Source organism: Pseudomonas sp. D5(2026), assembly GCF_057766845.1.
The window spans coordinates 2,162,750-2,182,936 of record NZ_CM173421.1 but is presented as its reverse complement, the minus strand read 5'-3'; the positions used below and the strand labels follow the sequence as shown (position 1 = coordinate 2,182,936).

19 protein-coding genes are annotated in these 20,187 nt (G+C 61.5%); 2 read left to right on the top strand and 17 right to left on the bottom strand.

The window, feature by feature from the left end; all coding sequences use genetic code 11:
- Window positions 1-23: 23 nt before the first annotated feature.
- The 12 genes from AC3B5Q_RS09910 to AC3B5Q_RS09855 all read right to left on the bottom strand — a co-directional run bounded on the left by AC3B5Q_RS09910 (window position 24) and on the right by AC3B5Q_RS09855 (window position 12,747).
- Entirely contained in the window at window positions 24-1,148 is a 1,125-nt protein-coding gene (locus tag AC3B5Q_RS09910) for an acyl-CoA dehydrogenase family protein (RefSeq protein WP_441253266.1), read from the bottom strand.
- A gap of 41 nt (window positions 1,149-1,189) precedes the next feature.
- Window positions 1,190-1,990 carry a crotonase/enoyl-CoA hydratase family protein gene (locus AC3B5Q_RS09905; protein ID WP_104883788.1) on the bottom strand — a complete coding sequence of 267 codons (801 nt, stop codon included), beginning with the start codon at window positions 1,988-1,990 and terminating at the stop codon, window positions 1,190-1,192.
- A gap of 2 nt (window positions 1,991-1,992) precedes the next feature.
- Complete coding sequence (locus AC3B5Q_RS09900) at window positions 1,993-3,060, bottom strand: acyl-CoA dehydrogenase family protein (RefSeq protein WP_104883787.1); 1,068 nt, start codon at window positions 3,058-3,060, stop codon at window positions 1,993-1,995.
- Complete coding sequence (locus AC3B5Q_RS09895) at window positions 3,060-4,208, bottom strand: acyl-CoA dehydrogenase family protein (RefSeq protein ID WP_046785927.1); 1,149 nt, start codon at window positions 4,206-4,208, stop codon at window positions 3,060-3,062. The genes AC3B5Q_RS09900 and AC3B5Q_RS09895 overlap by 1 nt, the downstream gene beginning before the upstream one ends.
- A 110-nt stretch (window positions 4,209-4,318) precedes the next feature.
- Window positions 4,319-5,626, bottom strand: coding sequence for an amidohydrolase family protein (locus tag AC3B5Q_RS09890; RefSeq protein WP_104883785.1), 1,308 nt, complete (start codon window positions 5,624-5,626; stop codon window positions 4,319-4,321).
- Between the two features lie 133 nt (window positions 5,627-5,759).
- Window positions 5,760-7,037, bottom strand: a complete 1,278-nt coding sequence (locus tag AC3B5Q_RS09885) for a cytochrome P450 (protein WP_104883784.1) — start codon at window positions 7,035-7,037, stop codon at window positions 5,760-5,762.
- A 140-nt stretch (window positions 7,038-7,177) separates the two neighbouring features.
- Window positions 7,178-7,681 (bottom strand): carboxymuconolactone decarboxylase family protein, encoded by a 504-nt coding sequence (locus tag AC3B5Q_RS09880; protein ID WP_177429849.1) that lies wholly within the window; start codon window positions 7,679-7,681, stop codon window positions 7,178-7,180.
- Window position 7,682: 1 nt separating this feature from the next.
- Window positions 7,683-8,858 (bottom strand): thiolase family protein, encoded by a 1,176-nt coding sequence (locus AC3B5Q_RS09875; RefSeq protein ID WP_104883783.1) that lies wholly within the window; start codon window positions 8,856-8,858, stop codon window positions 7,683-7,685.
- On the bottom strand, window positions 8,855-9,760 hold the full coding sequence (locus tag AC3B5Q_RS09870; RefSeq protein ID WP_104883782.1) for a 3-hydroxyacyl-CoA dehydrogenase: 906 nt from the start codon (window positions 9,758-9,760) through the stop codon (window positions 8,855-8,857). Before AC3B5Q_RS09870 ends, AC3B5Q_RS09875 begins: the two co-directional genes overlap by 4 nt.
- Window positions 9,757-10,623 (bottom strand): fumarylacetoacetate hydrolase family protein, encoded by an 867-nt coding sequence (locus tag AC3B5Q_RS09865; RefSeq protein ID WP_441253267.1) that lies wholly within the window; start codon window positions 10,621-10,623, stop codon window positions 9,757-9,759. The genes AC3B5Q_RS09870 and AC3B5Q_RS09865 overlap by 4 nt, the downstream gene beginning before the upstream one ends.
- Window positions 10,623-11,687: an amidohydrolase family protein gene (locus tag AC3B5Q_RS09860; protein ID WP_051095689.1), complete on the bottom strand. Its 1,065-nt coding sequence runs from the start codon at window positions 11,685-11,687 to the stop codon at window positions 10,623-10,625. The genes AC3B5Q_RS09865 and AC3B5Q_RS09860 overlap by 1 nt, the downstream gene beginning before the upstream one ends.
- A gap of 322 nt (window positions 11,688-12,009) precedes the next feature.
- Complete coding sequence (locus AC3B5Q_RS09855; RefSeq protein ID WP_488393065.1) at window positions 12,010-12,747, bottom strand: TetR/AcrR family transcriptional regulator; 738 nt, start codon at window positions 12,745-12,747, stop codon at window positions 12,010-12,012.
- A 183-nt stretch (window positions 12,748-12,930) separates the two neighbouring features.
- Here AC3B5Q_RS09855 and AC3B5Q_RS09850 point away from each other — a divergent pair, with 183 nt between their 5' ends.
- Window positions 12,931-14,562, top strand: coding sequence for an ATP-dependent acyl-CoA ligase (locus AC3B5Q_RS09850; RefSeq protein WP_051095691.1), 1,632 nt, complete (start codon window positions 12,931-12,933; stop codon window positions 14,560-14,562).
- Between the two features lie 54 nt (window positions 14,563-14,616).
- On the opposite strand, the gene AC3B5Q_RS09845 is transcribed toward AC3B5Q_RS09850, so the two are convergent.
- Complete coding sequence (locus tag AC3B5Q_RS09845; protein ID WP_051095692.1) at window positions 14,617-15,417, bottom strand: SDR family NAD(P)-dependent oxidoreductase; 801 nt, start codon at window positions 15,415-15,417, stop codon at window positions 14,617-14,619.
- Between the two features lie 100 nt (window positions 15,418-15,517).
- Here AC3B5Q_RS09845 and AC3B5Q_RS09840 point away from each other — a divergent pair, with 100 nt between their 5' ends.
- Complete coding sequence (locus AC3B5Q_RS09840) at window positions 15,518-16,261, top strand: DUF2889 domain-containing protein (protein WP_488393064.1); 744 nt, start codon at window positions 15,518-15,520, stop codon at window positions 16,259-16,261.
- 27 nt (window positions 16,262-16,288) lie between these two features.
- Here AC3B5Q_RS09840 and AC3B5Q_RS09835 read toward each other — a convergent pair whose 3' ends face one another.
- The 4 genes from AC3B5Q_RS09835 to AC3B5Q_RS09820 form a co-directional block, all read right to left on the bottom strand.
- Window positions 16,289-16,864, bottom strand: coding sequence for an aromatic-ring-hydroxylating dioxygenase subunit beta (locus tag AC3B5Q_RS09835; protein WP_051095694.1), 576 nt, complete (start codon window positions 16,862-16,864; stop codon window positions 16,289-16,291).
- A 94-nt stretch (window positions 16,865-16,958) separates the two neighbouring features.
- A complete protein-coding gene (locus AC3B5Q_RS09830; RefSeq protein WP_051095695.1) occupies window positions 16,959-18,359 on the bottom strand; it encodes an aromatic ring-hydroxylating dioxygenase subunit alpha in 1,401 nt (466 codons plus the stop codon).
- 111 nt (window positions 18,360-18,470) lie between these two features.
- Window positions 18,471-19,472, bottom strand: a complete 1,002-nt coding sequence (locus tag AC3B5Q_RS09825) for a fumarylacetoacetate hydrolase family protein (protein ID WP_488393063.1) — start codon at window positions 19,470-19,472, stop codon at window positions 18,471-18,473.
- Window positions 19,469-20,170 carry an SDR family NAD(P)-dependent oxidoreductase gene (locus AC3B5Q_RS09820; RefSeq protein ID WP_488393062.1) on the bottom strand — a complete coding sequence of 234 codons (702 nt, stop codon included), beginning with the start codon at window positions 20,168-20,170 and terminating at the stop codon, window positions 19,469-19,471. The genes AC3B5Q_RS09825 and AC3B5Q_RS09820 overlap by 4 nt, the downstream gene beginning before the upstream one ends.
- Window positions 20,171-20,187: the final 17 nt, after the last annotated feature.

Genomic DNA, 20,187 nt, shown 5'->3' with positions numbered 1-20,187 from the left:
TGCCACGCCCTGCCCGTCGGCGCCTAAAGCGTGCGACCGATAATCTCTTTCATGATTTCCGAGGTACCGCCGTAGATCCTCGCAACACGCGCATCGACCCAGGCCCGGCTGATCTTGTACTCGCTCATGAACCCATAGCCGCCGTGCAGTTGCAGGAACTCGTCAAGTAGCTTGCCCTGCATCTCCGAGCCCAGCAGTTTGGCCATGGCCGCCACATCCGCGGGCAGCTCACCGCGCATGACCTTGGCCAGGCAATCATCGACAAATACTCTCAGCATGGTGAACTGCGCCTTTGCTTCGGCGAGCTTGAAGCGGGTGTTCTGGAAATCCAGCACCGGCTTGCCGAATACCTTCCGCTCGCGGGTGTATTCGATGGTCTCTTCCAGTAGCGTCTGGATCGACTGTGCGGCGCGAATCGCGATGATCAGGCGCTCCCACGCCAATTGATGAGTCAGGTACTTGAAGCCCTGCCCCTCCTCTCCGAGCCGATTGCTGGCAGGCACCCGCACATCGTCGAAGAACAATTCGGCGGTGTCCTGGCCCTTCAAGCCAATCTTTTCTAGCAACCGTCCCTTGGAGAACCCCTGGCGCTCCTCTTCGACGCAAATAAGGGTGAGCTCCTTGGCGCTGAGGTCGAGTTTGGTTGCGGTCACCATCAGGCCAGCATTACCCCCATTGGTGATGAAGGTCTTCTGCCCGGAAACGATATAATCATCGCCCTCCCGGCGCGCCAAGGTCCGCATCGAGCGCAGGTCGCTGCCGATACCAGGCTCGCTCATGGCGATCACGCCAATCAGCTCGCCGCTGACCATCCGGGGCAGCCAACGCTGTTTCTGCTCCTCGCTGCCGTAGGCGACAATGTAAGGGGCAACGATCTCGGAGTGGGTAGTAAACCCCACCGCGGTGGCATTGGCCCGCGCCAGTTCTTCGATCATCACCGCCGAGTGGCCGAAGTCCCCGCCAGGCCCGCCGTACTCCTCGGGCACCGTAGAACACAAAAGTCCGGTCTCCCCCGCCTTGAGCCAGACCTCCTTGGGCACGATGCCGTTCTTTTCCCACTCATGCAGGTAGGGCACAATCTCACGATCGACGAACCGGCGCGCTTGTTCGCGGAACATATTGTGGTCTTCACGGAAAACGCCACGCATCTTCAATACTCCAAAATTCCGTCGGTTGTGCCTTTATGCGGTCACCGGTCGAGGTAGTCGGGATTTCGCTTTTCGACAAACGCCGAAACGGCTTCTTGATGATCTTCAGTGTGGTGGGCCAGCGATTGGTAAGCCGCCGACAGCTCGAGCAATGAGTCCAGGCGCATGTGCTGCCCTTCGCGCAGCAAGCGCTTGCACAGTCGCAGCGAGTGCCCCGGGTTGCTAGCGATGCGCCCTGCCAACGAACGCGCTTCGGCCATCAACGTCTCGTGCGCGCACACCTGCTCCACCAGCCCCCATTCCAGCGCCTTGACCGCATTGATGGTATCGCCGGTAAAGGACATCAGACTCGCTTTGGGAACGCCGATGATTCGCGGCAGCAACCAGGCACCGCCATCGCCCGGCACGATACCCAGGCGTACGAAGCTCTCGGCGAATACCGCCGAGGTGGATGCCAAGCGGATATCGCACATGCAGGCAAGGTCCAGGCCCGCTCCAATCGCGGGCCCGTTGACGGCGGCGATAACCGGAATGTCCAGGTCGTACAGCGCCAGCGGAATGCGCTGGATGCCGTCACGGTAGGTGTTACGCAGCTCATAGGGCGAGCCTGCGAAGATACCAGCACGCTCGTGCATATCCTTGACATTGCCGCCGGCGCAAAAGGCGCTGCCATTGCCGGTCAGCACCATGACCCTGACGGACTTGTCGCGACGCAACGCGGCGCACAGATCGACAAACTCCTGGATCTGCTCCGGTGTGGTCAGGGCATTGCGGGTGTCCGGGTGGTTCATGCGCACAGTGACGATACCGCCCTCGCGCTCGATCTGAAGAAAAGGGTTCATAGTCAATTGCTCGCAAGGCCGGTCAATGGTTGCTTGCCGTGGTGGGTCAACAATGGCCAGAACCCGTCGCTGCCACCCTGGCAGACTTGTGCGCCCAGGCGTTGGCTCCAGAGGCTGGCCGAGCCAAATTCGCTGCGCCATGCCCACAGCCGTCGGCTGAGCAGGTGAAGCGGGTATTCCTCGGTGAAGCCAATGGCGCCGTGTACCGAATGGGCGATGCTGGCGCCGACACTCGCGGCGTCGGCGGTACTGATTTTCGCTACGGCGATGGTCAATGCCGCGAGCCCGTCGTCGGACTCGCAAAAGGCTGCTTCAGCGGCAATGCTGGCAGCGGCCGTCTGTTCGGCCAGTACCGCCAGCTGTTGCTGGATCGCCTGGAACGACCCGATGGCCTTGCCGAACTGCTTGCGCTCTCGTGCATAGTTGGCGGTCATGTCCAGCAACGCATGCAGCGCCCCGGCGGTCTGCGCCGAGCGGAGCATCGCGCCGCCAAGTTCCAGGACATCGACACCGAGGCCGTCTGGTAGGTGTGCGTGGGCAACTACCCGCGCACCACGGAAGACCAGGTCGTCGCGCGGCTCTCCCGCCACGTTGAGGCTGGGGGTGAGTTCGCAGGCCATGCTGCGTTGCAGCAACACCACCTGCGGTGTACCTGCATCGGTGGTGGCGACGGCCACCACGGCATCTACATTGCGCCCCCAGGGTACGGCGCGGGCGGTGCCGCTGACGTGCCCATCGATCAGGGCCAAATCGGCATGAGCGGCGATGCTCAAAGCGCCTTCGTGCCCTTCAAGGCCAGCCTTGCTCAGCAGCCAGTTGGCCAGCAAGGCCTCGCCCAGCGGGGCCGGCACCGAATAGCGCCCGGCGGCGCGGACCATCACATAGATATCCGCCCAGCTGGCGCCCGCGCCGCCCAGCGCTTCGGCGGCGCCCGCTAGGGTAAAGCCTGACTCATCGAGTGCGGACCAGAGCTCGGCTGGCCACTCGCCGCCCTCGCAACCAAGCACATAGGCCGGGGTGGACAGATCGGCAAACAGGCGTTCGATCATCGTCTCAAATAATTCGCGCATTATCGCAACTCCAGGCCACGGGCAATGATGCCGCGTAGAATCTCGCGCGTACCGCCACGCAGTGAAAAGGACGGCGCCATTTGCGTCAGGTAGGCCAGCACCCGTGCGTATTCGCTGCCACCGACCTGGCGCGGCTCGGTGTCCAGCAGCAACTGCGCGATTTCCGGCAGTTCCTGTTCGAACACGTTGCCCAGGTCTTTCACGCACGAGGCGGCCCAGGCCGGATGCTCCCCTGCAGCCAGTTGCGCGGTGACCGACAGCGACATGTTGCGCAACGTCAGTAGCCTGGCCGATAGGCGCCCGATCTCCCGTGCCTGCAGGGCATCAGGCACCTTGCCCAACGCGTCGATCAGGCTGGTGAGCAGCGCCATGCAACTGAGAAAGCGCTCTGGGCCGCTGCGCTCGAACGCCAGTTCCGCAGTTACCTGCTCCCAGCCCTTGCCTTCGCTGCCGATCAGCGCGTCGGCGGGTAAGCGAACGTTGTCGAAGAATACTTCGTTGAAATGCTCACCCCCGGCCAGGTCGCGGATTGGCCGGATGGTAATCCCTGGCAGGCTCAGGTCGACGATGAACTGCGACATACCCTCGTGACGCGCGGCCTGTTTTTCGCCGGTGCGCACCAGCGCAATCATGTACTGCGAATGGTGCGCGTTGGTGGTCCAGACCTTCTGCCCATTGAGCAGCCAGCTGTCGCCCTCGCGTAGCGCATTGCTCTTGATCGAGGCCAGGTCCGAGCCGGAATTGGGCTCGCTCATGCCGATGCAGAAGTAACTTTCACCCCGGCAGATGGCAGGCAGATAGCGCTGCTTCTGCTGCTCGGTACCGAAGCGGTTGATCAGCGGCCCGCTCTGGCGGTCGGCAATCCAATGGGCCGAGACCGGCGCACCGGCAGCCAGCAGCTCCTCGATGACCACATAACGCGCAAATGGCCCCGCCGCCGCGCCACCGTAGGCTTTGGGCAATGCCATGCCGACCCAGCCACGGGCGCCCAGCTGCCTGCTGAATTCGGTATCGAAGCCCATCCAGGAATGGGCACGCAAGGTCGGTGGATAATCGGCCAGATGGGCCTGAATGAACGCCCGGACGTCGGCGCGAAGCGCCTCGGCCTCGGGAGGGATGGAGTTGTAGCTGAATTGACTGATGGCCATATGCGCTCTCTAACGCTGAACACAGGCGCAATCGCCCCGCTTGAGGCGACCACAGAACCGCCCCCTTGCTTCAGCCGCCGATGCGCGACACCTGAAGCAAGGTGGGCGACTTACAACGCGGTTTGTGCGTCAGCCTGGGCGAACATCGCATTGATGTCGCCGGAGGTGACAGGCTTGTTGTCATGGCGACCATGGTCGGCGCCGCCCAGGCCCAGGGCAGGCTCGATGCTGACGTGTGTGGCCTGGGCCCGCAGCGCACCCACCGTGCAGTTTTCACGACCGTGGATAGAGAATGGGTCGAAGGAAAACTCGCGCATCGCATTCAGATGGGTGACCTTGTCGATGACGTCCTTGGAGAGGTGTTGCAGCCCTTCCCAGGCGGTTTCCGGCGAGTTGGGCCATGTGCAGTCGGAGTGTGGGTAATCGCTCTCCCAGGTAACCATGTCAGCATTGAGGAAATCCAGGTTTTTGAGGCCGAAATTGTCCTCAATGAAACAGGTGATGAAGTGCTTGTTGAAGATATCGCTAGGCATCTTCCCGCCGAAGTTGGAGTTGGTCCAGGCGTTGTGATGGCGGTGAGTGAAGTCGGCACGCTCCAGCAGATAAGGCACCCAGCCGATGCCCCCTTCGGACAGGGCCATGCGCAGCTCGGGGAATTTCTTCCACATTGGCGCCCAGATCCAGTCGGCCGCCGAATTGGCGATGGAGATGGGCATGGACGTGATCCAGGCATCGATAGGCGACATGTCAGACGCATGGTTCGCTTTCACGCCAGTACCGATATGGCAGCAGATGACCACCTTGTTGTCGCTACATGCCTTCCACAGTGGGTCCCAATAGTCGCTGTGAATCGACGGGTAACCATGGATGGCCGGGTTATCCGACAGCGAAATGGCATGCACGCCTTGCCGTGCCAGGCGCTCGACTTCAGCGGCGGCGGCCTTCATGTCCCACCACGGTACGATCATCAGCGGGATGAAACGGCCCGGAGCGGCGTTGCACCAGTCGTGCAGGTGCCAGTCGTTATAGGCCTGGATTGCAGCCAGCGACACGGCGCGGTCGCCGTGCACCTGAAAGCGCTGCCCGGCAAAACCCGGGAAGGTGGGGAAGCACAAGGAGCCCAGTACGCCGTTAGCGTTCATGTCGTCGACACGGTCCTTGATGTTCCAGGTGCCACGACGCATCTGGTCGTAGCCCAGCGGCTCCATGCCGTATTCCTCTTTCGGCCGGCCGACTACCGAGTTCAAGCCCATGTAGCCGGTGGCCTGCTCTTCGAACACCCAGACGTCGCGCTCGCCTTTCTTGACCACATGCGGCTCGCGCCCCTTGAAGCGGGCCGGCATATGGCGGGCAAAGGCATTGGGCGGCTCAATCGCGTGGTCATCGACACTGACGAGAATCAGATCTTCAACTTTCATGGCTATCCCCTTCGCATTCGGGCTTGTTGTTGTGAATGAAGCATAGAGCAGATCCAACTAAAATTAAACACTTTTTTTATTTGTGTTCATGTTTAGTCGAATGCAAGGCTGTCAGCGACGACCAGGGGCTGCTTCAATCCCACAGCACATGCAGGTAATGCGGACCGCGCAGCTGCGCGCCTACTATCTGCGGCGCGGGTTTGCTCGGGTCTAGGCGGATGTTGGGCATCAGGTCGAGAATCGCGTTCAGCGCGCAGTTGATCTCGGTCTTGGCCACGAATTGGCCGATGCACATATGCGGACCGAAGCCGAAGCCGAACGAAGGCTTCGGTTTGCGATCGATGTCGAACACGTCGGGGTGTTCGAAGGCGTCTTCGTCGCGGTTGGCGGAGCTGACAATGCACTGCACCATCGCCCCTTGCGGGATAGGTACATCGCGGATCTGCAGGTCTTTGGCGGCCTGGCGCACCTTGAAGGTGGCCACGGGCTCGAAGCGCACCGCTTCATCGATGGCCTTGTTCACCAGGCTGCGGTCATTGCGCACCCGCTCCAACACCTCGGGGTGCTGCAGCAGTAGAGACATCAGGGTGCCGAAGGTGCGGGTGGTGGTTTCACTAGCCGCAGGCAGCAGCGACCGCACGAAGGTCGCGATCTCATGATCATCCAGTGATCGGCCCTGGTATTCAGCCTGGATCAGGCGGCTGATCAGGTCATCACCCGTACCACCCTGGGCACGGCGCTCCGCGACCACGTCCTTGACCACGTCATACAGCGCCTGGGCCGCCTGCATTGCCGCGCCGCGTGCGGAAGCGGCCTTTTCCGGGTCCACCTGGGGCCCCGCCAGGATCGCCAGCGCCCAGGCCGCATACTGCTCGATCTGCTCTGGCCGGTCTTCGGGAAAACCGATCAGCGAATAAATCACACGGATGGGGAAATACAGCGCGAAGTCCATCAGATCGGCCGACCTGGCCGGCACCATGGGCTTGAGGTATTCCTCGCGAATCACCCGGTCGATCCGGGTTTCCTTCCAGCGGTTGACGGTATCGGGCATGAACACCGGCTGCAGCAGGCTACGGATGCTCTTATGCGCCTCACCATCCATCGCGGTCAGGATCAGACCATCGAAAAAGGCTCCCAGGCCCTCGGCGATAAAGCCGCTGGTAAAGTTGCCGGCATCGCGCATCACAGCCATCACGTCGTCATACTTGAACAAGGTGAAGGTAGGCCGCGTAGCGTCAAGCCCGGCGATCGATGGCACGCCGAGGCGTGCCATGAAGTTGTCTTGCAGGACAGGGGAATTGACTCGCATGTCGCGGTAGGTGGCGTGCAGGTCAATGTCGCTGGTGCCCCGATAATTGCTTGCTACATCACTGAATACCTTGGTCAGGTCGCTGTGTTCCGGTGTGGACATGATCATCTCCGGTTTTATTGTCATTATTTTTTATCGGGGCATGCTACAGCCCCTATATGCTGAAGTAAGGATAGGACCTATTCGAATAAAAATGAACAAATATACTTTTTCTGAACATATTTATTGATGCACGACAGCTTTCAATATGCCTGTTGCACCAGAGTCATGCGCCCACCGGCCAACATCAGCGCACAGTACATACCCAGTTCGGCTATCTGGGCGGCAGAAAAACACCCTTTGAGCTGGCTGAAATGCTGGTCATCGATGGCCAGATAATCGCTGGCGAACAACTCGGCGTAGCGCAGTGCCGCCCTTTCCTGCGGGCTGAACCACGCGCTGTCGCTGGCCATGCAGGCGATGTCCTGCTCGGTAACGGTGTCGGACTTGCGCGCCAGCTGGCAGGCCTGACAGGTGGTGATGCTGGCGATCCTCAGGCGCACCAGTTCGCGCAGACGCTCAGGCAGCAGGCTTTCGCTGTGCAAGTTTTCCATCAGTTCCAGCCAAGCCAAAGCGGCCGCAGGACGATGCGCCCAGACCTGGACCGGAGTAACAGAGCTGAGCATGCGGCTGCGCTGTCCACGCTCGACCGCGTCCTGCAACGCGGCCGGCATGTCACCGAGGGCAACCAGAGGCAGGCGGGCCACCTCAATCGAGCCGTTCGATAAGGGTAGCGGTGCCCATGCCACCGGCACAGCAGATGGCCTGCAGGCCGAAGCGGCCACCCCGGCGCTCAAGCTCGTTGAGCAAGGTGGTCATCAGGCGCGCACCACTGGCCCCCAGCGGATGCCCCAGGGCAATGGCTCCCCCGTTGACGTTCAACTTCTCATGGGGTACGCCAGTCTCCAGCATCCACGCCAGCGGCACCGAGGCAAATGCTTCATTGACCTCGAACAGGTCGATGTCATTGATGCTCAACCCGGCCTTGGCCAGCACCTTGCGGGTGGCAGTAATCGGCCCGGTCAGCATCAAGGTCGGGTCGGAGCCAACCGTGGTGAAAGCGCGAATGCGCGCACGCGCCTTGAGCCCAAGTTTTTTCGCCGTGTCGGCATTCATCAGCAGCAGCGCGGCAGCACCATCGGAGATCTGCGAAGAATTGCCTGCGGTGATGCGCCCGGACTCGGGGCGGAAGCTGGTCTTGAGCGTCGCCAGCTTTTCCCGCGAGGTATCCCGGCGAATGGTTTCATCGCGACGCAACACGCCAGCCGGCTCGGTCAGTGATTGCTCCTTCAGGTCATCGACCACGACCTGCACGATCTCGTTGTCGAAATACCCCGCGTCGCAAGCGGCCGCAGCGCGCTGATGGCTGGCAAAGGCGAAGTCATCCAGGGCGTCGCGGCTGAGCGACCATTGGTCGACGATCCGCTCGGCCGCCTCGCCTTGGCTGGTCAATTCATAGCGTTGCACCGCCATCCAGCCGAACGCCTCGCCGTGAAGGTCTCGGTTGCTGCCCATCGGAACGCGGCTCATGTTTTCCGCGCCACCGGCCACTACCACATCCACCGCGCCACTGGCGATGGCGCCAGCGGCCAGGTGCACAGCGACTTCACCCGAACCGCATTTACGGTCGATGGTCAACCCGGGAATGCTGACCGGCCAGCCTGCACCCAACAATGCGGTACGGGCGATATTGGCGGACTGCTCACCGATCTGCGTCACGCAGCCGAAGATCACATCTTCGACCTGCTCAGGAGCCATATCTACGCGTTCCAGCAAGCGGCTGATCACCAGCGAGCCCAGATGATCGGCGCGCACTCCCGCAAGGCTGCCACGAAACCTGCCGATGGGCGTGCGCACCGCATCAACGATAACGACCTCGTTCATAGTGCACTCGCCTTGAGGCCGGACCCTGGAACCTGCTTGCCATCGGCATAGCGATACACGCCCTGCCCTGTCTTGCGCCCCAGGCGTCCGGCCGCAACCATCTTGATGATCAGTGGGCAGGGGCGAAATTTCTCGCCCAGAGTCTGATGCAGGTAGCGCAGCACCGACAATCGCGTATCCCAGCCGGTCAGGTCGCCCAGCTCCAGCGGCCCCATCGGGTGATTGAAGCCCAGGCGCAGTGCTGTATCGATGTCTTCGGCGGTCGCGGTACCTTCTTGGAGCATCCACATCGCCTCATTACCCAGCAGCGCAGACATGCGACTGGTGGTGAGCCCTGGCGACTCATTGACGATGATGGAGGTCTTGCCGATCTGCTCGCACAGCGCGCGCGTGCGTATCACCACCTCGTCGCTGGTGGCCAGGCCACGTACCAGCTCCACCAGCTTCATCTTGTGCACCGGGTTGAAAAAATGCATGCCGATGACCCGGTCGGCACTGTCCACCGACGCGGCAATTTCGGTCACACTCAGGGCCGAAGTGTTGGTGGCGATGATCGCGTCGGCGGCCAGCAGCGGGGCTGCCTGGCTGATGACTGCCTTCTTCACCGCCAGTTGCTCGGAGACGGTTTCAACCAGCCAGTTCGCCCCGCTAGCGGCTTCGCTCAGGTCACTGGTGGTCAGCAAATTAGCCAGTGATTGCTGCGCCTGCTCCTCGCTGACCTTGCCCAGACGTACGCCATCGCCAAGGATCTTTTCGATGCTGGCCCGCGCGTGGGTCAACGAGGCCGGCTTGGTATCGACCACGACGGTGGCGAAGCCGGAACTGGCGAAAGCATGCGCAATGCCGGTGCCCATCAAACCGGCACCCACGACCACTACTTTCTCTTTATTGTTGGTGTTCATGTCTGGCTCTCGATTGGCTGCGGTTTTTTACCGACTACATTTCGCAATGTGCCGATGCCTTCGACGCTGGCTTCAACCACGTCGCCCTCCTTGAGATACAGCCCTGTGCCCATGCCCACGCCCGCCGGCGACCCGGTGAACAGTACGTCGCCCGCGGCAAAGCTGGAGCGTTGCTGCACAAAGCTGATTAACTGCCCCACGTCCCAGGTCATCTCCGCGGTGGAACCATCCTGGCGAACCTCGCCATTGACCTTCAGGGTCAAGCGCAACCGCGGGGAGCCCTCGGCAAACTCGTCCTTGGTGACGATCCACGGGCCTAGGCCCGTGGTCTGGTCCTGGCTCTTGGCGGCGAACAGGTCCATGCCGATGCCGGGCGGCCCGCTGCGCTGCAGGTCACGCGCACTCACGTCGTTGCCGACGGTGTAGCCCAGCACGCAGGCCAGCGGGTTTTCGACGTCGATCTCGCCCGTACCGATCACCGCCACCAGTTCAACCTCGTGGTCGAGTTCTTCGGTCAAGGGCGGAAAGCGAATTGGGTCCCTGGCGCCGATTAACGCACCGTAGGCCTTGAGGAATGCGACCGGCTGCGCCGGTGCATTCAATCCGAACTCCACCAGGTGCTTGGCATAGTTGGCGCCCGCCACCACTACCCGATTGATCGGTTCGATCGGTGGCAACAAGCGCACTTTCGACAGCGCTAGCGCCGGGCCGGCGAGCCGGACGGAGCTGATGCCCCGCCCCGCCGCCACGCCCGGCGCCCAGTCCCTGAAGTCGCCGGAAATAGGGGTTACCTGGTCCTGGGCGACATCGACCACGGCCCAGAAAATACCGACCGCCGAATGCTCACAGCGTGCCAGCTTCATCAGGCACCTACCTTGCCCAGCTTGGTGGGATCCAGATGCAGCAGGCGGCAGGCGTTCTCATAGCGGATCTTGCGCAGATCGGCATCCGAAAGCTTCAGGCCATGGGTCAGGTCATGACGCACCGCATCGCTGCCGCCGAAGTTGCTGCCGTACAGCACATGGTCGGCACCGATGATATCGACCAACGCCTGGCGCATCGGCACTTCGTGCAATTCGACATCGAAGTAGAAGTTCTTCATGTAGTCGAGCAACGGCTTCTTGTTGTATTTGACGTCCAGGTTCTCGTTGGTCTTGGCCAGGCGCCCAAGCTGATACGGCACGTAGCCGCCGCCGTGGGTGATGTACACCTTGAGGTCGGGGAAGCGGTCCAGCACGCCACCGCAGATCAGGTTCCAGAAGCAGCGACTTTCGTCGTACTGCATGCCGACGATGGCGGTGGTTTCGTAACGGTCGTCGTTGGCGTTCTTGCCCCAGGTGACCGACTGATTGTAGCCGTGGATGAACATCGGCAGGTCCAGGTCGCAGAGGGTGCGCCACACCACGTCAAGCTCCGGCGAATCGAACTCCAGGCCGCCGAAGTTGGCGCCACCGGCCACCATGCCCTTGGCCCCCAGCTCGGTACAGGCATAGCGCAGTTCGGCGGCGGCCGCCTCGGGCGCGTTCAACGGCACGTGGGCCCAGAACATCAGGCGGTCCGGGGCCGCCGAGCAGTACTCAGCCAGCGTCGTGTTGACGGTACGTGCAAATGGTACGGCGAACTCGGCCTCGGTCCAGTACATGTAGCAGTGCGACGGCACCGAGATTACCTGCAGGTTCTGCCCTGCCGCATCCATGCCGGCCAGGCGGACTTTCGGATCCGCCCAGCGCGCGAAGTACTCTTCAAGCTTGGGGCCGTTGCCAGAACGCACAGCAGCCTTACGCTCAGGCGAACCGAGCCCCAGAATCCATTCCCCCACCCGCAGCTTGATATCGCCATCGGCGTGCTGTTCGAAGAACGGCCCCCAGTGCGGGTGCTGGTTGTAGTAGCCCGGATGGGGTGCGTGAGCGTGCAGATCGATAAGCATGTGCAGGTACCTCGAAGTTGGCACTTTTTTGTTGGTTTGCAGCGGGGTGCCTTTGCGCGGTCGCGGTCAACCGACGCGGGAAGGGGAACAGCAAGGCTCGCTACTAGGCCAGAGCTTAAAATTAATTTGAGCAGAAATCAAAATTCTGTTCATATTATTTTCAAGCCACCCTGAAACCCCCGAGGCAGAGCCTGCCCCCAACCTAGGCAAGAGGGCTTGAACTGACCAACAAGCGCGAAAATGAGGAAGAGGAATTTCGACAAACCACAAAAAACCCCCGACTGACGGGGGCTTAGGGTGTACAGAATGGAGAAAGAAGGTATCAGCGGCGGGTGCGCGAGGTAGACCCCATGATCAATGCGCCAAGCAGCTTTTTCACGCGTACCGGGAATAGTCGGCGCCCCGCCGCCTCCGGCACCAGGATTTCGCTCAACACATAGCGAATGATCATTTCGCAGATCAGTTCCCGATCCAGGCGTACGCCCAGGCGGTCGTCCCAGTCATCGAAGACAATGCCCAGGCCATCCTGAAAGCGAACGATCGAGTCGTGAAAAATCCGCCGAAAGAACCCCAGCGCATAGTCTGGCGCGACCACCAGCAGGCGCCGCGCACGGCTTTGCTCAAGGTAGTTGTCGAGGTAGGCGAACAGTGCGTTCAGCCGCGCTTCCGGGTCACTGATGTGGCCCAGCTCCTGCGACAACGAGGTGTGGAAGCTTTCACGCTTGTGCCGTGAGAAGGTGTCCAGCAGGTCTTCCTGGGAAGAGAAATAGCGGTAAAAGGTACCGCGCGATACACCCGCGACCTGGCACACATCGAGGATGGAAATGCGATCGGCGCCCGACATCAGCACCACTTCTTCGGTCGCCTTGAGGATGTTGGCGATGGTTTCTTCCGAACGGCGGTTGGGCTTGACTTTATTGCCTGCCGCCGTCGGGCCATTGCGCCGTTCGACGGTGTTGACGGCTTTGGCGCCGCTCGCAGGGGCGTCAGGTGCGGCTTTTTTCCTGGTTTTGGCAGCGGCCTTAGGCGCTTCTGCCAGCTGAGTAGCATTTTTTGGCATGGACTTGCAGGCTCGTGGAGAGTAATGATGAGGCAACGTTAGCACAGAATCTGCGCACAAATAATCGTATATGTTCAACTTTATGCTAAAGACAATTTGATATTTTGCATTTAGAATCAGATTCTCTATTTAAAACAAAAACCAGGCAGACCAGCAGTTTCGGGGCCTAAACGGAGAAAATTCATGGGTAGCAGTGGGAATCCAGACACTTGGGCGGTAGGAGAACGAGACACTGTCATTGATGCGCTAGACCGTGCGGTGGCACGGCATCCGGAGCGAATCCTGCTGGATTTCAGCGGAGAGTTATACACATACGGTGAAGTTGATTCACTTTCGACAAGAATGGCCAACGCCCTGGCGTCGCTCGGCATCAAGCCGGGTGAAACTGTACTGACCATGCTCGACAACAATATCGATGCGGTCATCACCTGGCTGGCCATCAACAAGCTGCGCGCAGTAAGCGTGCCGATCAACACGGCACTCAAGGGCGAGTTTCTGCGCCACCAGATCGCCGACACTGGCACCTCGCTGGTGATCTGCGAAGCTGCCTACCTGCAGCGCATCACACCGCTGGCAGAACAGCTGCATGACGTGCACCACATTTTGCACCGCGGCACCCCCGACAGCGTGCCCGAGTGCGCGATTCGCATTACCGCGCTGGACAGCTATCGCGGCCAGGACGCCACCCCGCTGGCCACTAAGCCGCAACCTTCCGATCTCGCCTGCCTGATCTACACCTCGGGCACCACCGGCCCGTCCAAAGGCTGCATGATCAGCTACAACTTCATGTGTAACCTGGCCCGCCTGCAATTGCGTGCCGGACCTGCTAGTGCCGATGACGTCACCATCACACCGCTGCCGCTATTCCACATGAATGCCCTGTGCGTGTCGATCATCGCCAGCATTCTGGTGGGTGCACGTGCCGCCATCCTGCCGCGCTTTTCGGTGTCCGGCTTCTGGCCGGAAGTGGAACGCTCGGGCGCCACTATCGCCTCGATTCTCGGCGGCATGGGCGGGCTCCTCGCACAGGCGCCAGACAACGAGGCCATGTTGCGCTGCGTCGGGCAGATACACACCGCTCGCGGCAACCCCTATACCGAAGAAACCAAGAAGATCTGGCGCGAACGCTTCGGCACGCCGCTGGTGGGTGGCAACGGCTATGGCCTGACCGAAGCCTGCGTGATCACCTCGCTGGCAGCCGGCGAATATGCAGCGCCCGGCTCCTCGGGCAAACGTATTGCCGACTTCGATGTACGCATTGTCGACGACCTTGACCAGGAAGTACCCCCTGATACCGCCGGTGAAATCGTGGTACGCCCACTGCGCCCTGACATCATGTTCCAGGGCTACTGGCGCCGGCCGGAAGACACCCAGAAGCTGATGCGCAACATGTGGTTCCATACTGGCGACATCGGCAAGTTCGATCATGACGGCTTCTTCTACTTTGTCGACCGCAAAAAGGACTATCTGCGACGCCGTGGAGAAAACATCTCCAGCTTCGAGATGGAGGCGGCCTTCGGCGTGCATCCTGCCCTGGCCGAAGTGGCGGTACATGCTGTGCCGTCCGACAAAGGCGAAGATGACGTGAAGGTCACTGCAGTTTTGCATGAGGGCGCCACGCTGCACCCCGAAGACCTGTTCCACTGGGCCGTGGAGACGGTGCCCTACTACGCCCTACCGCGCTACATCGAGTTTCGCCCCAGCTTGCCGAAGAACCCACAGGGCCGTGTTTTGAAATACCTGCTGCGCGACGAAGGCAAAACCTCTACTACCTGGGACCTCGAGACTACCTCGATCAGCGTTGCCAAGAAGTAGCCGCTTCACCCAGCACGCGAAAAGCGCGGCACTAGCCGCGCTTTTTTATTGGCTTCAGTATTCGCGCACGGGGATGCCTTTGGGCCGAGAGTTGTAGCCAGGCAGGTGCAGACCGCCGTCGACGTGAATGGTTTCGCCGGTAATGAAGCGCGACATCTCGCTGGCCAGGAACACCACCACCGGGCCGATATCGGCCTCAGGCTCGCCACAACGCCCCAGCGGGCGCATGGAAGCAGACATTTCAGCGAACCCCGGGTTCTCTGCCGCCAGCTTGTGGAAGGTGGCGCCCATCGCGGTGGGCGCGATAGCGTTGGTGCGAATGTTGAAGCGCCCCCATTCGGAGGCCGCGCTGCGGGTCAGCCCCACGATGGCCGACTTTGCTGTGTTGTAGTCGCCATGCAGCCAGGCCCCGATCTCGATATCGATCGAGTAGAAGTTGATGATCTTGCCGCCCCCGCGCGCCTTCATGTGCGGGAGCGCCGCCTTCATCGCCCACCAGGCTGCCCACACGGTCGAACCCAGTGTCTGCGCGAGCATCGCATCGGTCTTGTCTTCCAGCAACACGTTGGGCGTGGGCGCAAACGCGTTGTTGACCAGTATGTCCAGGCCACCGAACTCGTCTACGGCCAGTTGCACAGCGGCTTCGATATCGGCCTTGCTGCAGACGTCCGTGCGGATGAACACCGCCCTGGCGCCAAGCGCCTTGAGATCCGCTACCACCGCTTCCCCGCTGGCTTCATCCAGTTCTGCGACCACCACCGCAGCTCCCTCTTTGGCGAAGTTCAGCGCGATGCCTCGGCCGATTCCGCCCCCTGCGCCGGTAATCAGCGCGACCTGTTCGTTCAGCAGGGCCATAACCGCTCCTTTTCTTGTTTTTAGTGAACATTATAGTATTTAGTGTTCAAATATAGCTGATTTCAGCGCCCCCTCACACCCTTTGCAAAAGGACACCAGGATGACTGTATTTCGACGCCGCGTAGACATCATTGCCCACGCAGACCACGTTCGTGCGGCCCTGGAAGATGATTTTCACCACTTTCGCGTATGGGCCAGCCACACAGCCGGCCATGTCACGGCCATCGGTGGCGAAGCGCTGCGCTACCCCTATTCGCTGTGCCCGCAGGCAGGCGACCAACTGCAGGCGCTGGTAGGCATGCCACTGGCGCGCATTGCGCATTCGGTCACCCGGCACACTGACGCCAGCCATCAATGCACCCACCTGCTCGACCTGGCCGGCCTGGCTATTGCGCGCGCCGCCCGCGGCGCCGGCGAGCGGCGCTACGAGATCCAGGTCGGCGCACGTATCGACGGGCGTACCCGCGCCAGTCTGAGCTGCGACAGCGGGCAGGTCCTGAGCTGGGAAGTGAACGGTACGATGATCGAAGGGCCGCCACCCTATGCTGGGGTCAACCTTCGCGAAGGGATGGCGCGCTGGGCGCTGGGCACCCTCAGCGAAGACACCGCCGAAGCGTCGCTGCTTCTGCGCCGTTGCACGCTTATATCGATGGGGCGCGCCTACAACCTCGACGAACAAGCCCACGCCATCAGCAGCGGTCGCTGCTACAGCCAGCAACCGGCCCGCGCCGAACAGGCACTGCGTATGCAGGGCTCGACCTTGGATTTCAGCAACAACCCACAGGCATTGTGCGCCCAGGACCAGGCGTGGCTGCGTGCCATGCCCGGTGACCACGCGGCGTGACACGCCGAGTGGCCTTTACACGACGCTTTAGAGGAAGATGGCCAGGTTGGGTGTGCCCAGCACCGCCTGGTCCAGAATCACCTCGCGCCGCGCCAGCTTGAACCCGGCCGCCCCCAGGCGCAGCACATCGCGCCGCTCACCGCTGATGATGTCGACGTGGTGGTCTTTGAAACGGCTGCGCGTGAGCAACAGGTAACTGGTGACCACGAACTCGTCAGGCTTCTGCGTTTCCTCCACGAACACGTTGGTCACCAGCCGGCGGGTACGCGAAGGCGGGTCTTCTGCCCAGGCGCTCTTGCCGGACAAGCGCAGGATGCGCCCCATCATCGAGCGGTAGTCGTCGTGGTAGTGCTGCACACTGCGCACGATGGTGGTCTTAAGTTCCGAGGCCAGGCGCGTTTGGCGCAGCGGCACGGTGTAAACCAGGTCGGTGTCCAGGCGCTCGGCCCATTCCTGAAGGCGAATCTGGTCGAGCAAGGTGGCCTCCTCGAAAAGGAAGGTCACTACGTCGTTGTAGACCGCCGACCCCACCGGCACTCGCCTTGTGCCGACCGGGGAGCCAGGCTGGATCTCCTCCACGCCGCGTTGCTGAACCTGCGTCATGAGCAATTCCTCATTGTTGTTCTTCTACTTGAAGGGTGACGAGTTGAGGCGACAGCACAGGAAGGGCCGCTTCGAAAAGCGAGCCTCCCCATGCTCATGCCTCATCCGCGGCAGTCATCAGTTCGTGCCAGTACAGCCACCAGTGCCACTGCGTGTCGTCCTTGGTAAAGCCTTCGTTGACGATGCCCGGGCCGGGCCAGCCTTCAGGCGCACCCGTCTCGTAGCAGGCCTGATATTTGAGGGTGCTCTTGCGCCCCATCGCGCCCTTGGCGGCCAACGTCATGTGCGGCCAGGTATCGGAGTCATCCTGCTCGACCATGCCGGAGGTGCCGAATAGTTGAATGGTCTGCTTGAGCATCTTGTCTCGCAGCTCTGGTGGCGCGTCCTTCTCGGCGAACACCCAGTTGACGAACTCCAACTTGTCAGGGCCTTGCGGCACATAGGCGTGCAGGGTCATGGAACCGACGACGCTGCCGTCGGGCTGTGGAATGTAGACAAACCCAAAAAGAATATTCGGGAACATGCCACCCACTTGCGGAGGCATGCTGGTGAGCACCTGCAACTGCTCGTCGCTCAGGTTGCGTGCCAGCTGCTCGACCATCCCGGCGGTCATGCCGGCAGGTGGCAGTGCTTCAAGCTTCTGCTGCACGCTCAGCTCAGCCGGGTCCAGGCCGGTAAGGCGCTTGATCTTGCGGGCCAGGTCGATGCAACGCAGGGCATGGCCATGCGGCGAGCTGATCTCGACACCGATCATTTCCGGGCTCAGGTCGGCGGTTTCACCCTCGCCCTTCTTCGCATAGTTGCCCACCTCGCCCAGCCAGCGGTGCAGGGTCAGGGTGTGGAAGCCGTCCGCGGCGGACTGCTCGCCAGCGGTTTTCCAGTTGGCGTTGACGATGAAGCGCTGAGGCGGACCGAGCACTTCCATGCCCTTGTCGGAACGACAGAACAGCATGTCGTAGTACCACTTAGCGTCGCCCAGAAACTCCTCGAAGGACGGCCCCTCGGTGTTCCAGGTGGCAAACACCAGGCCGCCGTACAACGTGACCCGCGCCTTTTTCAGCCCCAGCTCCTCTTTAGGCATCATCTTGCCGTGCATGCACTCGCGCTCCACCGGCGAACCGATGAAATCCCCGTTCGGACGGAATGCCCAACCATGGTAGATGCATTTATGGATCTGAGTGTTGCCGCAATCGGCGGTGGTGATGCGCATGCCGCGGTGCGGGCACACGTTTAAGGTGACGAACACCTCGCCTTGTTTGCCACGGGCGACGATCACCGAGTCAGAACCCAGGTCGCGAACCATGAAGTCCCCGGCATTAGGGATCTCCGTTTCATGGCCCAGCAGTACCCAGATCTTGCCGAAGATCTTTTCCATCTCCAGCTCGTAGATTTCACGGTCGGACAGCACGCGCATCTGCACTTCGCGAGTGTTGGGGTAAATGAGGTCCGAGACCTTGGTTCCATCAGACAATACGGGGCTTGTTCTTGTTAGCATGATTGCCTCCTGCTCAGGGTGTCACGGCGGGTCCGCAACGAATATAAGACACTTTATTAATTTTTGTATACTTAATTCACGTTCAAAAAGTAGACCCTTGGCGGTCCAGTGTCAGGCCTCAGTAGCCGCCTTGCGGCCAACCTGGGTGCGCAGCATGCCGATACCGTCGATTTCCAGCTCGACCACATCGCCAGGCTTGAGGTAGCGCAGCTGCTCCAGGCCACAGCCGTTGCCCACCGTGCCCGAGCCCAGGAACTCGCCGGGGTATAGAGTCTCGGAGCGCGAAACATGGGCGATCACGTCTTCGAAGCGCCAGCGCATGTCCCGGGTGTTGCCACGCCCCCACTCCTCGCCGTTAACCCGCGCCACCATGTTAAGGTCGTAGGGATCTCCCAGTTCATCCACAGTCACCAGGCATGGGCCCATGATGTTGGCAGTGTCGAAGTCCTTGCTCTTGGCTGGGCCGAGCATGCCGGGCATTTCCAGAGCCTGGGCATCGCGGGCGCTCATGTCGTTGAAAATGGTGTAACCGACGATGTGCGCGCCAGCGGCCTCACGGCTGATGTCCTTGCCCCGCTTGCCGATGTAACAGCCGAACTCCAGCTCAAAATCCATCGCGCAACTGAAGCTGGGCCACTGGAACTCGTCGTCGATGCCCACCACGGCAAAGCGGTTGCCCTTGTAGTAGATGGGCTGCTTGTTAAAGGTCTCGATCACTCGGTCGTCGGCACGCGTATTCATGGCCTTGAGGGTCGCCTCGGGATCGTCGGTACGCAGCGCTCGGGCGCGCCGGGCGGCGGCAAAACTCTGGCGCAGGTGCAGTTCGAAACAGGAGCAATCGCGCATTTGCGGTGGTGGCTGGATCGGTGCTCGCAACTTGACCGCAGAGCGCTCCAGCACAGCCGCCGAGGGCGCCTTGGCTACCAGGGCGCGGGCCAGCTCCAACGCCGCATCACCGCCTTCGACCAACGCAAGGATGCCTCCCAGAACGGGGCTGTCGCCCCCTTGCATCACCCGATAGGCCGTTTGCAGATCGAGCACCTGGCGGTCCTGGTCGAGCAGTGCACCGGCACGGTCAACGCCATTGGCGTCCGTATAAGTGACCAGCCTCATACCCGACCGCTCACAGGCAACAACGCGCCGGTCACGACGGCCGCTTCATCGGACAATAGGAACGCGACCACCCCCGACAGTGCCTGCGGGGTCACCCAGCGGCTGCTGTCGGCGTCAGGCATGTCAGCGCGGTTGGCTGGAGTGTCGATGATGCTCGGCAATACCGCGTTCACCGTCACGCCACGGTCTTTCAGCTCCTCGGCCAGGGCTTCGGTCAGCCGGGCCACCCCCGCCTTGGAAGCAGCATAGGCGCCCATGCCGGCAGCGGCCTTGACCGATGCCAGCGCGCCGATATTGACGATTCGCCCGGCGCCGGACTGCAGCAGGTAAGCCAGCGCCGACTGGGCGCTTACCACGGCGGTGCGCACGTTCATCTGGTACAGGCGGTCCCAGGTGTTCAGGCTGCCACCCTCGAGGGTTTCCCAGGCAAACCCACCGGCGACATTGACCAGGCCATCGACGCCGCCCCAGTGCGCTGCCACCTGTTCGAAGGCAGCAGCGGCCGACTCGGTCGAGGTCAGATCGACGCCGCCCAGCCGCAGCAGGTTATGCGTAGCGAGCAGGTCGGCAGGTGCCTCGCTGCGGTCCAGCAAGGCCACCCGCGCGCCCTGCGCCAGCAGGTACTCGCCCAGCGCGCTGCCCAAGACACCGAAGCCGCCCGTGACGACTACCCTTTTGTCCAGTAATGACTGGGACATAGCCAAATCCTCTTGTT